The organism is Bradyrhizobium sp. 159 (assembly GCF_023073795.1).
Taxonomy (GTDB): Bacteria; Pseudomonadota; Alphaproteobacteria; order Rhizobiales; family Xanthobacteraceae; genus Bradyrhizobium.
The window spans coordinates 1-13,708 of sequence record NZ_JADPKE010000104.1 but is presented as its reverse complement, the minus strand read 5'-3'; the positions used below and the strand labels follow the sequence as shown (position 1 = coordinate 13,708).

The 13,708-nt window shown below is 56.5% G+C and carries 12 protein-coding genes; 6 read left to right on the top strand and 6 right to left on the bottom strand.

The genetic code is table 11. The features are described from left to right. Window positions 1-67: 67 nt before the first annotated feature. Window positions 68-235 (top strand): recombinase family protein, encoded by a 168-nt coding sequence (locus IVA96_RS32920; protein WP_247421742.1) that lies wholly within the window; start codon window positions 68-70, stop codon window positions 233-235. A 273-nt stretch (window positions 236-508) separates the two neighbouring features. On the opposite strand, the gene IVA96_RS32915 is transcribed toward IVA96_RS32920, so the two are convergent. Continuing rightward, on the bottom strand, window positions 509-2,779 hold the full coding sequence (locus tag IVA96_RS32915) for a M23 family metallopeptidase (RefSeq protein WP_247421740.1): 2,271 nt from the start codon (window positions 2,777-2,779) through the stop codon (window positions 509-511). Further along, window positions 2,776-4,197: a hypothetical protein gene (locus tag IVA96_RS32910; protein ID WP_247421738.1), complete on the bottom strand. Its 1,422-nt coding sequence runs from the start codon at window positions 4,195-4,197 to the stop codon at window positions 2,776-2,778. The genes IVA96_RS32915 and IVA96_RS32910 overlap by 4 nt, the downstream gene beginning before the upstream one ends. Window positions 4,198-5,084: 887 nt before the next feature. On the opposite strand from IVA96_RS32910, the gene IVA96_RS32905 reads away from it, so the two are divergent. Beyond that, window positions 5,085-6,599, top strand: coding sequence for a hypothetical protein (locus IVA96_RS32905; RefSeq protein WP_247421736.1), 1,515 nt, complete (start codon window positions 5,085-5,087; stop codon window positions 6,597-6,599). Here the strand turns inward: IVA96_RS32905 and IVA96_RS32900 are convergent. The 3 genes from IVA96_RS32900 to IVA96_RS32890 all read right to left on the bottom strand — a co-directional run bounded on the left by IVA96_RS32900 (window position 6,556) and on the right by IVA96_RS32890 (window position 8,882). After that, a complete protein-coding gene (locus IVA96_RS32900; RefSeq protein ID WP_247421734.1) occupies window positions 6,556-7,269 on the bottom strand; it encodes a hypothetical protein in 714 nt (237 codons plus the stop codon). The two genes, IVA96_RS32905 and IVA96_RS32900, sit on opposite strands and share 44 nt — an antisense overlap. Before the next feature lie 32 nt (window positions 7,270-7,301). Next, entirely contained in the window at window positions 7,302-7,547 is a 246-nt protein-coding gene (locus IVA96_RS32895) for a hypothetical protein (protein ID WP_247421732.1), read from the bottom strand. A gap of 264 nt (window positions 7,548-7,811) precedes the next feature. Further along, window positions 7,812-8,882, bottom strand: coding sequence for an XRE family transcriptional regulator (locus tag IVA96_RS32890; RefSeq protein ID WP_247421729.1), 1,071 nt, complete (start codon window positions 8,880-8,882; stop codon window positions 7,812-7,814). 186 nt (window positions 8,883-9,068) lie between these two features. Between IVA96_RS32890 and IVA96_RS32885 the strand changes: the two genes are divergently transcribed. The 3 genes from IVA96_RS32885 to IVA96_RS32870 all read left to right on the top strand — a co-directional run bounded on the left by IVA96_RS32885 (window position 9,069) and on the right by IVA96_RS32870 (window position 12,238). Beyond that, complete coding sequence (locus IVA96_RS32885; RefSeq protein ID WP_247421727.1) at window positions 9,069-9,263, top strand: multiubiquitin domain-containing protein; 195 nt, start codon at window positions 9,069-9,071, stop codon at window positions 9,261-9,263. A 161-nt stretch (window positions 9,264-9,424) separates the two neighbouring features. After that, window positions 9,425-10,288 (top strand): transglutaminase family protein, encoded by an 864-nt coding sequence (locus IVA96_RS32880; RefSeq protein ID WP_247421725.1) that lies wholly within the window; start codon window positions 9,425-9,427, stop codon window positions 10,286-10,288. Window positions 10,289-11,161: 873 nt separating this feature from the next. Beyond that, the gene (locus tag IVA96_RS32870; RefSeq protein WP_346347923.1) at window positions 11,162-12,238 is read left to right on the top strand and encodes an HWE histidine kinase domain-containing protein; all 1,077 of its coding nucleotides are present in this window, start codon (window positions 11,162-11,164) and stop codon (window positions 12,236-12,238) included. A 268-nt stretch (window positions 12,239-12,506) separates the two neighbouring features. On the opposite strand, the gene IVA96_RS32865 is transcribed toward IVA96_RS32870, so the two are convergent. Continuing rightward, complete coding sequence (locus IVA96_RS32865; protein WP_247421723.1) at window positions 12,507-12,812, bottom strand: hypothetical protein; 306 nt, start codon at window positions 12,810-12,812, stop codon at window positions 12,507-12,509. Here IVA96_RS32865 and IVA96_RS32860 point away from each other — a divergent pair. Further along, entirely contained in the window at window positions 12,811-13,170 is a 360-nt protein-coding gene (locus IVA96_RS32860) for a hypothetical protein (RefSeq protein WP_247421722.1), read from the top strand. The two genes, IVA96_RS32865 and IVA96_RS32860, sit on opposite strands and share 2 nt — an antisense overlap. Window positions 13,171-13,708 lie beyond the last annotated feature (538 nt).

The following is a 13,708-nucleotide window of genomic DNA, read 5'->3' as shown; positions in this document are numbered from 1 at the left end:
GTGCCGCGCGCAAAGGCCGGACATATGACCGCACCGTTCCAATGTGTGAGATCGACTGCAAAAGCTCTTGCCACGCGGGCCGTTCCACATATGGGGGCAAGGTCACTCGGGCATCACGAGCGTCCGTGGCATCGCTGAGGAGCTAAACCGGCAAGGCATCCACTCGCCTCGTGGTGGCTCATGGCACCCTACTGCCGTGGCACGTCTCCTCAACCGCCTTCCTCAAGTCGCCTGATCCGTTACAAAGAGAACCATCATGCTCATGCAGATCGCCGCCATGGCCCTTATGCCATCGGTGCCATGAAGACGGCGCTCGCGACACGGCCTTAAGGCCTACCGCCGAAAATGCGCTTTGGCACCCGGACTTACGCTGTGGCGAAGTTCCGGAGCCATGGATTCCGTGGTGTTGTTGCAGCCATTTCTGCTTCGACAAACCGCCCCTTCGCTGACCGACTAATTCACGTCTCAAGCAAACTTCGAACCACTTACTCGAAATCGCCGTCAGCTTCTAATGAACGCCGTCAACCCCGGAGACTTTGCAATTGCCGTTTCGGCATTCGGCACAGATTTTATTACCAATGCCATTCTTATCGATTGATGGCCGCCAATTGTTGATTACCTTTGTGGGGTCGACGGGAACAAAATCCAACGGACCACGCCTCCATATGACTTCAAAATGAAGGCTCTCATCCGTGTGATAAACGCCGCCATATCGACAGTAAGAATTGCAAATGCCGCCTGTACCCCCCGTTTCTCCGCTGCAACCCGTGGTTCCTATCGTGTCACCCCTCGATACAGTGACCCCATCCAGGTCCGACGCTCTTTTCCCCAGATGGGCATAGACGGCAAAATAATCCTTGCCCTCAAAAGAGAAAGGCAGGACTAGCCCATTGCCCCACCCTTGGTTTTCGACGTAGTGCAACGTGCCACTTGCAACAGCTCGAAACGGCGATGCTCCGTCCGCGTGATCATTGCTAAAGATATCGACTCCCGAGTTGCGTTTGCCAGGGCGGCCCTCGAAAACGCTTAGTCCGGGATCCCAGCGGATTGCATTTAGCGCGTCGGTGCCACAAGCACCCGCCTGACGGTAGCAATAAAACCATCCTTTATACTGCGCCGCAAAGACCGGCGGGGCCAACTCCTCGTTAGATGTCGTCTTGTAGCTAGCCGTCGCTACAGCCTTATCAATGACACTGAGTGCGGCGCTCTGCGCCTCCGAAAGGCTAGCGCCACTAGACAGACAATCACCAAAATCTGTTCCTGGGTAGACAAGCCTTATCTTTGATGAGAGAGAAAGAATCTTTCTTCTTACGCATTTCTTCTCACTGGCTGTCAAATTGTAGAACTGAACAATCTCATTGAATGAAGAAAAATTACGCGCCGTAGTCCGATTGCGCATGTATTGAACGACATCTGAGCGCGAAATTTGATCCGCTTCGCTCGCACTAGAAAACGATCGATAGGAATTGATAGTCCGTGCGAGTCCACCCTTTCGAAAAAGCAAATTTCCTTCTTCTTCCATTTTTCGCCAGGGAAGTGTGGCACTAGAAACGGCTGTACGCTTATCGTCTTCCAGTATCTGTCGAAGCTCTTCAACAATATTCTTCTTGGTTATTCCACAAAAGGTCTTCGGGTACAACGGACTACCAATTGAATCGGTGTAGATGCGATCAAGTAGCTTATTGTCGTCAATTGTATATTCTACCCCCGCAAACGTCCCTCCTACATTCGAAAATGTTGATGTTCGAAAATCTGCCGAATTTCCTGCGAAGCTATTTAGAATGGCCGTAAGAGCTAGGCTCTCCCTTTTTCCAGCGCCGCTTGTATGGGGATGTTGGAGATCGCCGGCCTGTTCGCGCAACACGTCTCGTACAAAATGCACCTCCTCCGCATATCCAAGGTCCTTCGCGCTGTCCGCTGCATAGGTCTCGAGGTCGAATTTTCGGAATTGATTATAGTTGATATGCAATATACCGAGGAATTCGAAATCTAGTATCCGGAGCTGCTCTCCGAAGGCCCTCGTTAAAGCTTGAGCAATTTTTACCAGATCGTTCGAAATGTGAAGCTGAAAATCTGCTGATCCCTCCGGTACGTCGATGACGAAACCACTTTCCAAAGATCTAAAAGGAGACACCTTTGAAGGGTTGCTAACTGGAACGTATTTGAAGTCACCGGTCGGCAGGGGTTCACGTTGGAAATTCTTATCAAAGGGATTCGCACTAGAGAATGCGATTCCCAAAGGTTGTAGAGAGGCGGTCCACCCCGCACCAAAACTGTATAATTCCTTTTCGGCTTCACACCATTTCAATTCCCAATCTACGATACAAGGTTTGCGGTACTTCAACACGTTGCGTATCGTGAGATCACCCTCAAGGTTCGCCTGATTGAATCCACCTCTGTTATTGGCAACAGAGAACGAAATGGAATTAATTCTTGGATTCCGAATTTGGTGACCTGCGGCGTTCGAGGGAATCATCGCAAGGAATTTTGAAAAGATTGCATTTGCATCCGTGTAAGTTAGCAGGGTTGGCTTGATCCGGCAGCGCACGTTGCCGCTATCCGTTCGGCGGATTGGCGCGTACGTCAGCACCGCCTCTCTCGGAGCCGGATCGTTCACTTTCAATTTCGTCGGCGAAAATACATCTGCAGTAAGGCACTTTTCAAGAATGCCCTGTTCCTGAAGTTCATCCAAAACTGACTTGCAAGGGTCCGTATCAGCCAGTGAGATGCCGCATCGAAAAAACAGGATCGCCGCGAGAGCAATAACCCTCGCACTCATTGCTTAATCACTTTTGCTAGCGCATCGGAAAACTGCTGCGAAAGGAAGACTTGCGAAAACGCGCAGCGGAGAAGCCGCGCCTTTGCCAAATTGCGCTGCTCGAACACTCTTCCAAGTACAAAAGCTGAATCATAGGCACGAACGAAGTCGGAATTGATTCGACCGTTTGCCGTAATCATTTGATGGCATAATCCAGAATCCATCCATTCGGCCAACGATGCAATATACGCCCCATCAACGGCAACTCCTGGTTTGGCGTTACTAGTGATTTCATTTTTCAAGGAATTCAGATCCCCATCGGTAAGCTTCTGCAGGGTTTCCGCCATGCCCGGATAAGGATCGGTGCTTTTTCCCGCATTATAATAGGGAGCGACGGCTTTGATGTACGAGCGCATCGATTGTTCAAGAGCGTCGACGCTAGCCTTCTTTGTGATGTATTCGTCAGCGCTTGTTACAGACAAAGGAGACCTTGCTCTCACGCACGATTTAAAATTCGCTTTGTTTACCACCTCGGCGATAGCTGCATCATACAGCATTCCGCTGCGCGCTATGTATCCTCCAAAGAGCTTGTTATATGTCTCATCCATATGTTCGATCGAAAACGTTGACGTAGGCGAAGTGTATTCCATCCACCTGACTTTCAAGTCAGATTGCGTAACATTTCCCGACACTAGAGAAGCAATCTTCAGTGTGCTGGTGAGTTCGTTACCCTGGTCATCGAAGCTAACGGCTGATTCGCAACTTTGACCAATATTCAGAACTGATCCGCTCTTCTCTACGACCACGTCTGTTCGGGGACAGCTTTGCAGTTGATCCTTTGGCACACCAAATTGGTTGGCGATCGTACCTATAGGCACCCAAGTTGTGGCATCGGTATAGCTGGAAGGATCAACAGAGGAGTAGAAACTGAAAAGCGATCCAACCACGTCAGCGTTCAATTTGATCGCAGGGCATTGCCCAGGATCCCCGCCTCCGCTGCTATTGTCAAAGTCGTAGTCGCAGGCTTTCCTACAGTCGAGCACATCGCTTACGGGAACCGACTTAATGGTTGGCAGCTTGGCGACGATGCTCACCGCTGAGCTAGTGGTTTTTGTCCATTCAGTTGCGGCGCAACCCGTATTGAACTCCGCCACCCTGCGATATGATGCGTTAGGGACGAAGGGATAACGCCATCCCTCCTTATAATTCTGCAATACTGCGCTCTTGCAGGTGAGCAGCGAATCCACGCACTGATATGAGAGAGGTTCAAACGTGTCTGGTCGGCCGTCAAATTGTTTACCAATTGCGCAGCAATTAGTTTGGCCGTTTAAGTCCGGCGAATGATCGCAAACCTTCGTTAATTCGTAACGGTCTTTGCTGCAACCTACGACGATCAGTGGGATCGCCGCGCACAAAACCAAAATCCGAAATTTTGACACGGCAGATCCTTCTCATCTCTCAAGGGATGACAAAGTCTATCGGCGTCTCAATACGCTCAAACATAGTGCTCGGTTGTATGTCATGTCAACCGCACTTTTGATTCTTCGCTTCTGGTTGTGCGACGAAGTATCAAGAGATGGGCTTCACTGGCGGGGTTTCCACCCAGCAGATGACCGCAGATACGTGGCGCATTCAATCCCGGATAACGGCTACACCAATTCAGCGACTGTGCAGGATTGCGTACTACTCAAAGCAGCTGAGACTGCTCAGGCCACTGGCGGATCGCATTTTCAGATAATTAGCGCGGCTGATGCCAGTCGCTCCTCTACCATCGTTTTCCCCGGGGACGAGCACAACAACTGTGCTGGGGAATCAAGCCTTCACTTCACGATCGCCGGGTAGCGTCGACACGGTAATCAGACCCCGGGCAGGACGTATAAGACCCTCACCGAAGTGCAGCGTTATACCCAGGCCGCCAACAAGAAGCGTTTGGCGGATTCCGGGGCGGCGAAGATGCGGGGAGAGCAAAGCGCGAACAGGCGTTGTTACAAACGCCGCTGCCAAAAAGTTATAAACGGCGGGCAAAGCATTGAAATGATGGAGACGAAATCATGAGTTGTCGCTCTGTTTCAGCCTTGAGAGGGGCTAGCAATTCCGAACGGGCGAATTTCATGAGTAACATCAACGGGTGAACGGAGGGGGAAAGTTCGGCTGCGCGCTTGAAAAACAAGGAGAAATCAGCGGATTTTGATTCCGCCATTCGGAGGTTCGATCCCTCCCGCCCCAGCCAGCAAACGCCTAACCCATTGAGAAGATTCGACCTCCCGGCATTGGCTGGGGAGTTGGTCAGCGACTGTATCACGCGCCTGTAGCACAGGAGATCAGTGTGCGCGTGGTTCAGTATGTCTTCAGGCGCGGGGCCGTCTATTGGTGGCGGCGACGGCTTCTCAAGAAAACCGGGGAGGGAGAACTCACGCCGGTTGCGATCAGCTTGAGAACGCGTGACCTTTCTAAGGCGCGTACCATTGCTGCCCATCTGGCCGTGGCGAGTGATGGCATCTTGCGCCAGGAGGGAAGGGACGTGCTATCGCCTGTACAGGTTCGATCGATCTTGGAGTCCGTTGCGCGCGCTCACCTGGCGAAGCTCGATCGGCTGGCCATATTGGAAACGGCCGACGGCATCGCTGCGGAGGATGGTCGCGCATCCGATCGCGTCATGGGTTGGGCCAGGCGCCTCCAGGCCTCCCAAGGCATCGCGGCAAGGGTCGGCCCGGCTGAACGCGGCTTCCTAACCACCAACGGCTTGACCCAGGAGGAAATCGAAGAGGTCGATTGGACGCTCGATCTCCTGCGGAAGAGTTCGCGCGGCGGTTTTCCGCGCCAGAAACTCATCGCGTTGTTGGAAGGTTGCGGAGCGCCCCAGGGGCAAGGCGATATCCAGCAGGCCGAGCGGATCTATTACCGCGGACAGGCGGCTGCCTTGCTGTCGGTCGACCGGCGATGGTCAGGCGAGTATCGAGAAGACGACAAGCTGGTCGAGCAGCTTCTGTCGGCCAATGAGAACGCTTCGATTGCGATAGTAAACGCCGACCAAGTTCCGCGGGAGCGTCCTACAACATCGGGCGCAAAAGAGACGGTAACGGTACCGACGCCGCGGGGCGATGTTCCTTTAGCTCTGGCCTCCGCTCATCAAGAGGCTTCAATTACCGAACTGGCCGAAAAACTCATCAACGAAAAGGCCAAGCTTGGAGAGTGGAATAGCAAGACCCAGCGACAAGTTCGCTCCCTTGTCGCGACCTTTGTCGAGATGATCGGCGATGATCATGTGCGATCGCTCGCCCAGAGCCGCGTTGCTGAATATCGTTCGCTCTTGCTCGCTCTGCCGCGAACCTACGGCAAGGGCCAGAATGACCGGAAGATTCCGCTTTCGGTCTGGCTCGAACGAGCGAAAACGCTGCCGCAAAATGAGGTCGGGCGCGAGTCGGGCACGCTTAATCGCCACCTTACGCAGCTTCAGGAGGTGCTCGTCTACATCGAAGCGTGCGGTCACAAGATTCCCGAGTTTTCTGGCGTTTCAAAGCTGTTGTCGAAGAAGAAGGGCCGTGCTCGCGACGAACGCAATCCCTTTTCTCCTGAAGATCTCGCTGCAATTTTCCAGCAGCCGCCGTGGACAGGATGCGAAAGTCTCGGCAACCGGCTGATCCCGGGACCAATGATTTATCACGACGCTCTGTCGATCGTGCCTTGGCGCGCCGCTTCATGTAGCTCCTCAATCAATCGTTTGGTTGCGGCGTCCACCGACTTCGGCATTGAGGATGAGCCTGGCACCCGATTTGCCATGTCAAAAACCGGTCTGGTTAGGGCAGCCAAGTTGCGACCGGAGCAAAAGACTCCTCCATAGCGCGCCGCCAGATCGCGATTTGCTGACGCTTCCAGGGCCCGATGATCTGCTCACCTGCCCGGAAGCGGCCTTCTTCAGCTGCGGCGAACGTCAGTCGAGCGCGGTCGACCTCAGCCGCCGGTTCCAGCCGCGGCATCCGCACCACAACGGCGCCGCGCTGAATCGTATTCGTGAGAATGGCGTGGGTCCGCACCGCACTCTCGAAAGCGGCGTGCGCGGTGCGGTGCGCCGGCACCGTTGCTTCATTGAGCACCAGGATCGTGAACGGAGGCGCTAAGATTGACTCGTGCGGCAACACACCGAGCCTATCGAGTGCGCGTTTGCGGCGATCGGTTCTCGCCAGTTGCTCAAAAACTCGGATTTGCTCCGGCGAGGGCCTTGGAATGAGGGCTTCAATCCGCTTGGCGACTTCAGCCATTTGCTGAATGGCCGCCTGGGTTGGGAGCGAGATGCGTTCGAGCTGGCGTTGAAAATCCGCTAGCGGCTGAAGCTGCGCGGCGAAACGTTTCTGGATTTCAGGAAAAACGGCCAGCACGTTTGCCTGGGCCTTCGCAAACGCGGACAGGTCGATGTTGGGAATCGTGATGGGCTTGATATTCGGCACTCTCGCAAGTGCCTTCATCGCTGCCTCAAGCCCCGGCGGTATCTGTATTTCCTTGTGCTCTGCCATGCCTATGCCCACCCCTGTCTGGTACAGCTCGCTTACTTCTTCGTGAGATGCCGCAACCTTGCGTGCAGTAGATTCGCCGGAAGCCGCACCAGCGGGTCGTCCTGCCAAGCGATAAGGCACTGGATCAGTTTATGCGCGGTGGCGAGGCCCCGGCTGTGGATCTCATCAGTGACCCAGAGCACGCCACGAACTTCCCAGCCCTTGGCGACAGCAACAGTGCGCAATTTGCCGTCACCAGTCAGCAGGATCGATTCCTTTAGGTCCTCGGCAAGGACCAAAGAGAAGCAGTCCTCCGCACTGAGCTTGGCGTTGAGGGACTGGATCGCGATGGCTCGGCCAACCTGACCGGGATCGAGATCAATCTGTTCCAGTCCAGCCCCCGTAAGACGCCGCAGTCCTTCTCCGTGAAATCGAGAAGTTCGTTGTGTGCGACGGGCAAGGCGACCACAAAGCGGTAGGGCAGCTGAAGCATGACTTCAACCAGACCCACCTTATTTAGGTCGATCAAGCAGCTCGCATCATTGATGACGATGCGGCGCGGCTCACTGCTGACCTTTGACCGCGCGCTCGACATCTGCAATGGGCCGTCTCAACAAGCCGGCAGCCTTGGTTGAGGGGATAATGCCTTCTGCCAACGCGCGATAGACATGAGTCTCGAACCGCTGAGGCTTTTCCAGCCTCGCCGTTTCGCCGTCCGTACTTAGCTCTTCCGGCTCTGACTTGAGCCACGCCCGGGCCGGGGTTCGGAACAAGTTTTTCAAATTGGCCTCTGAAATGATTCCCACGTCCTTCAGTCGATATAGCAAGGCCCACATGGAGACACCATAAAGGTGTTTAAGCCGAACAAGCTCTTTATAAGCGAATGCGGTCCGGCCGGTGCCGACTTCCTCTTTGAGGTGGTCAGCCGGCACCAAAAAGGCGCCTGCGAACCGGTCCATCGCTTTTTCAGACTTGGCTTTCTTGCATTCCCCGATGAGCGCGTGCGCCAGTTCATGGGCCAGGGTAAACCTGTTGCGTTCAACGTTGACGTTGCGGCGCACCACGACGCGTATGGGTGGCTTCTTTTCTGGTCGCTTCACATGGCAGGTCAGCCCATAGAATCCATCGTGGCCGTCAATCTCGATGACGCGCACGTTCCGTTCCTCCAGCAGCGAGGTCATGCTGGGGATCGGGTCTCCGCCTAGATTCCACTTGTCGCGGAGCCAGGTGGCACGTTCCTCTGCGTCATCGAGATCGTCGATGTCGACCGGTTTAATTTCATCCAAATCGCTCGGCTTCTCCGGCAGATCAAGGATGTCCTCGATCGCGAGATAGCGTTCGACGTGGTCGATCACTTCGGCCTCGACCAGCGCGCGCTCCTTTTCCGACGTGCCGGAGCGCTTGCGAAACTCGACGCCGTCGAGCGCAGTGACCTGATTGCTCATTAGGAAATCCAACGAGACCCCAAGCGCCTGGGCGAGCCCCACGAGGACGCTCGAACTCGGCAGCATTTCACCCAGCTCGTACTTGTTGATCGCCTGCGGCGTCACCTTCGGAGTCGCCTTCTCCGCCAAGGCCGCCAACGACAGTCCAGCCCGCAATCGCGCGAGCCGAAGCCTTTCTCCAAATGCCATGATTCCGTGTCTCCCTTGCGCGGTTGACATCTGTCTTTTTATCCGCCATTTATCAACCAGCGGTTAATATGTAGGGCAAATCTCCTAGCATATCAACCGGAGTGTACCACATCTGGGCTCCGTTGAGGCCGGTTAGCCACAAGAAGTGGTTCCAGCCCTGCCCGCAGGTAACGAAGGAGAATCGGCATGTCCGAGACTGCAGAAAAGGTGAAGACGGTCACGATCATCGTCGACGGCACCCCGCACGAGGTGCCGAAGAAGGAGAAGATCACCTACGCCGAGGTCGTGACGTTGGCGTATCCGGAGTATCCGCAGCACCCCGAGATCACCTACTCGGTGACCTACACCAAGGGTCTACGCCTCGATCAAGCGAGCTCATAACAGGCTTCATCGTAAGGAAGAACGACTGCCGGATCCGGCCCCGCCTCAGGCTTCGGTCATCTGGAGCGACATTTGCATAGCCTCGTCAACTCGGCCACACTTCCCGAAGGGGACCACCGGATAAGGGGCCTGGCCGGAGGCTGCACCAATGGGAGCTTTCGTTGACGACGCTGAAGGTTCTTCACACGACGACCTATCGATTCAACGAACATGTGCGCCTGTTGCCGCACCGCTTGATGCTTCGTCCGCGCGAAAGCCGCGAGCTTCGTTTGATTTCGAGCAACGTCAAGGTGACGCCGGACGCGGACCTGACCTGGGCGCACGATGTGTTCGGCAATACGATCGCGACGGCCACGTTTCAGATGGCGGCCTCCAATCTGGTGATCGTCGGCGTCGCGGAGCTCCAGCTCGACGCGGTTGCATGGCCGGTATTCGACATCGCTGTTTCGGCCATGTCTTACCCATTCCGCTATTCTGGCGACGATTGGATTGATCTCGGCGCCCTGGCCTCCCCCCAATTCTCGGACGCGGCAGGACTCCTGAGAAATTGGGCACAAATGTTCGTTCGAGGCAGCCAGACTGACACGCTGTCGCTGCTAAAGGACCTCAGCGTCGGCGTTTCCGAGGCTGTTCGGTATCAGAGCCGTGAGGATGAGGGCACCCAAACGCCAGTAGAAACCCTGAATCGTGGCTGGGGGTCATGCCGGGATTTCGCGGTCTTATTCGCCGAAGCAGCACGCACGCTCGGCTTCGGAGCCAGGATCGTCTCCGGCTACCTTTACAATCCAGAACAAGGCAGCATCGGATCGACGGGTACGGGATCAACCCATGCGTGGGCCGAAGTCTTCGTACCCGCAGCCGGCTGGATCACTTTCGACCCGACCAATCGCGGCCTCGGGGGCTTCAATCTGATCCCGGTCGCGGTCGCGCGCGACATCCGGCAGACGATCCCGGTGTCCGGGAGCTTCGTCGGCAGCACCGGTGCCTTCGCCGGGATGTCCGTAGAAGTTCTCGTCACATCCTAGCGCGACGCAATGGAGCTTCAGGATGGCAACATCCCGCCCATTAAATTGTCGTGAATGAGCAAATTTGACCATAAGCTCGAGCTGCACTGCGGCACGATGTCCTTCATCACCGCTCCATTCTCTGCATCCATCGGTGAGTGGGAGCGGGTTGCTCCCGTCACCTTCAGAACCTCATTCTTTTCAAGAAGCGTCTTGCAGAGCGGTTCAAATCTATTATGCCGGCGCGCGGCGCTCCGCTCGATTGCACAAGGCCGCCCACCAGGCATAGGAACGAACCAAGCCAAACAGCCGAGTTGAACAGGCCGAACGATATCTCGTTATGGTTGTTGTCCTGCCGGATCCTCGAACGTGGCGGGGTCGAAGACCAAAAGTCAGCAGAACAAAATGGTGAGATCCCTGTCATCCCTCGCGATCTTCATGCTCCTCGGAGCGGCGGTGATCGCTTGGCCGCCCTTGGCTCCAAAAGTGCAGGCGGATGAGCTCGTGGCGCTGACCAAAGGTGACCGGCTCAAAATCCCAGCCGCTTTCCTAGATCGCTCGGCACAGGTCTGGCCGGACTTTCCCACGTCTTGTTTGCGACACGCTGGCGCCGGAACGAAGATCCAGGAAGCTCGCCTCGTGACTGCGCGGCGATAGTTCGGTCCTCGTTCAATCAGCTGGCCTCAGGGATCACCCCCCAGTTCTTCCCGTCCAAACCAGCCTGGCAGCATCAGACCGTCACGCCGAGACGAGACACCGCGGACGCGGCGAATTGGCTGGCCTTCTTCCCTCGAAAAGCGCAGCAATGGCGCGGCGTCGGTCCAGGGCAATCGGTTTACGAGCATTCGCGGGTGCCGAGACTCCCTCGGCCGCCGAGAGAGAGCGAGATCACCAATGTCAATAGAGCCAACCCAGGTGCCGAAAGTTCTCATCGTGGAGGACGAGATGATCCTGCGGATGCGTGCGGTCGACATCGTGGAGGATGCCGGGTTCTGTCCCATCAAGGCGATCAATGCCGACGAGGCAATCTCGGTTCTGGAGTCCCGATCGGACATCTCGCTGCTGCTCACCGACATTCAAATGCCCGGCAGTATCGATGGCCTCAAGCTCGCCCATGCGGTGCACGAGCGCTGGCCCTCGATCAAGATCATTCTGGTCTCCGGCCAAGTGAGGCCGCCCGAGGCGGAACGGCCGGCGAACAGCAGATTTTTCGGTAAACCGCTCGGTGTCGACCAAATGATCACCGAGCTTAAGGCGATGGTGGGCGCAGGTGCTTTGCAGATCGTTCCGACGACGGCAGGCGACTGGACGCTCGGTGGCGCGTTTGACGCCGCGCGCGCCTCCCCCTCCCGGTCGGAGCAGGAGGCTTCGCTGTCCGCCGAGAACGACAGCCTTCGCTTGCTGCTCGAACAGGCCGAGATCGACGCGCAAGCTTTGATCATTCAGGCCGGCATCGATGCCGAGCAGCGAAGTGCCGCCGACAAATTGCAGAAGCTGATCCTCGGTGAGCTTCATCATCGCGTCAAGAATACGCTTGCCATGGTGAGTGCGATCGCGTCCCAGAGCTTCCGCGGAGCGCCGAGTATCGAGCATGGACAGAAGGCCATGGAGGGCAGGCTGCTCGCATTGGGGCGAGCCCATGATCTGCTGATGCAGCAGAGTTGGGCCGATGCGAGCCTGACCCACACGCTGAGCAGCGCAACGGAGCCCTACAACAGTCAGGGCGACAGACGCTTCCACTTCAATGGACCGGATATCAGGATTACGTCGGTCGCCGTCATTGCGCTTGCGATGACGTTAAACGAACTGTGCACCAACACCACCAAGTTCGGCGCCCTGTCCGTCCCGACAGGCCGCGTCGAGATTTCGTGGGCGATCGATGAGTTGAAGCAGAGGCTTCGCCTTGTCTGGACTGAAAGGGGCGGTCCCCCGGTCGAGCCGCCCACACGCCGAGTTTCGGCACTCGGATGATGGGGTCTCTGGGCCAGCAACTGACCGGGCAGGTGAGCCTCGCATATGAACGGGGCGGAGTAGTTTACGCGCTGGACGTGCCACTCGGCTCGATCGCCGTGGTCGCGTGAGCTGGCCTTTGTTCAAGCCCTGAGCGAGCTCTGTCGAAAGGGTCCGATACCTTAGCTTCCCAGCTGGGGCCGGCGCCGCTTGGCTTGCCCATCGCCTGAGAATCCAACAAAAGGCCGCGGATTGCACCGCGACCTCTTGCATCGGCTCGCTTCGTCTCTCAGTAGGTGCCGATCCCGACGCTCACGCCGGGAGCGCGGAAGCCAACGCCGCCGCGGTCTTCATAGCCACGTCGCTCGATGTAGCGCTCACGTGGTGCATATCCGTACGCATCGCGCCCTTCGCGGATGATGACGCGCCTTTCGCTACGTTCGCGCCAGCACCGTCCGTCTTCATTGCAGACCATGCGAATCTTTTGAAGGCTGCTCTCCGGCGTGGGCGATGTGCTGAGGGAAAGCGGGGCTGCCGATGCCGCGGTCACGATAAGCGTACTGGCTGCGGCTGCTAAGACTGTGAGAATTCTCATGAAGTATCTCCCAAAAGAAGTTTGTGTCAGTGAGCCAATAGAATCGCGAAACAATGGTTCCGGGAGAGCAAGAAGAAACTGCTCCGCAGAAGTAGCTAATGCTATCGGTGGCGTGAACGCGAGTTGCGCTCCCGCTTACCCCGCAGGGGAACATGAAAATCTTGGCTCGACGATCCCAGAACCATCATCGACGTTCGAATATCGCCTGACGCAAGAAGCGCTCAACCTTCGCCAGCAGGCCAAAGGGATGCCCGCTGGTATCCGCCGCTCGGAGCTTTTGCGAAAAGCCCGGCAGATCGATGTTGCCGGAGAGGTCAACAAGTGGTTGACCTCGCCGGGACTATTGGCGCCGCTTTAGGACTTCATCTCCAACAGGCTGAACCTACGTCCGTGCCGTAGAGACCAACTGGTATCGGGATTTTACTCTCACCCTCCCGGGGCTGATCGGCCGCCGTCTGCGCTTCATTTCAAGCGGGCGGCGTTTTTGCTTCCGGCGGCGAGCCCTTCGCCGGGACTGACCCGCAACTGGAAGTAATTCCCAAGTGCCTCCCAGCGGCGCCGAACACCTTCACCTCGACCAAGGCAACGGCCTCAGTGCGGGGGCATCTGAGGCCGCTAAGCCTTCCGCCGGGCATTGGGGCAAAATGTCGACCGGTCAGTGGGCTTGGCTCTCGGAATAAATCTCCGATTGCTGAGGACCAAGAACTCCCAAGATCAATCGTTCCAGCCGCTTGAGAATATTGCTTGTCCTAACTTGGGCAATATTCGAAAGACTCAGGACGTGCCCCTCCGCCCCCCAGGGCTATCGCATGTGGCCGAGGAGCTCAAAAAGAAAGGCATCGTTCCACCCGGCGCGCTTGAGCTTGAGGCGCAAGGAGATGGTGGTGTCAGGGTGA

Excerpts from the sequence above, each read along its gene's own strand:
- IVA96_RS32900 (WP_247421734.1), bottom strand. The coding sequence starts at position 7,269 with ATGGCAGAGCACAAGGAAATACAGATACCGCCGGGGCTTGAGGCAGCG.
- IVA96_RS32890 (WP_247421729.1), bottom strand. The coding sequence starts at position 8,882 with ATGGCATTTGGAGAAAGGCTTCGGCTCGCGCGATTGCGGGCTGGACTG.
- IVA96_RS32885 (WP_247421727.1), top strand. The coding sequence starts at position 9,069 with ATGTCCGAGACTGCAGAAAAGGTGAAGACGGTCACGATCATCGTCGAC.
- IVA96_RS32865 (WP_247421723.1), bottom strand. The coding sequence starts at position 12,812 with ATGAGAATTCTCACAGTCTTAGCAGCCGCAGCCAGTACGCTTATCGTG.
- IVA96_RS32915 (WP_247421740.1), bottom strand. The coding sequence starts at position 2,779 with ATGAGTGCGAGGGTTATTGCTCTCGCGGCGATCCTGTTTTTTCGATGC.
- IVA96_RS32860 (WP_247421722.1), top strand. The coding sequence starts at position 12,811 with ATGAAGTATCTCCCAAAAGAAGTTTGTGTCAGTGAGCCAATAGAATCG.
- IVA96_RS32870 (WP_346347923.1), top strand. The coding sequence starts at position 11,162 with ATGTCAATAGAGCCAACCCAGGTGCCGAAAGTTCTCATCGTGGAGGAC.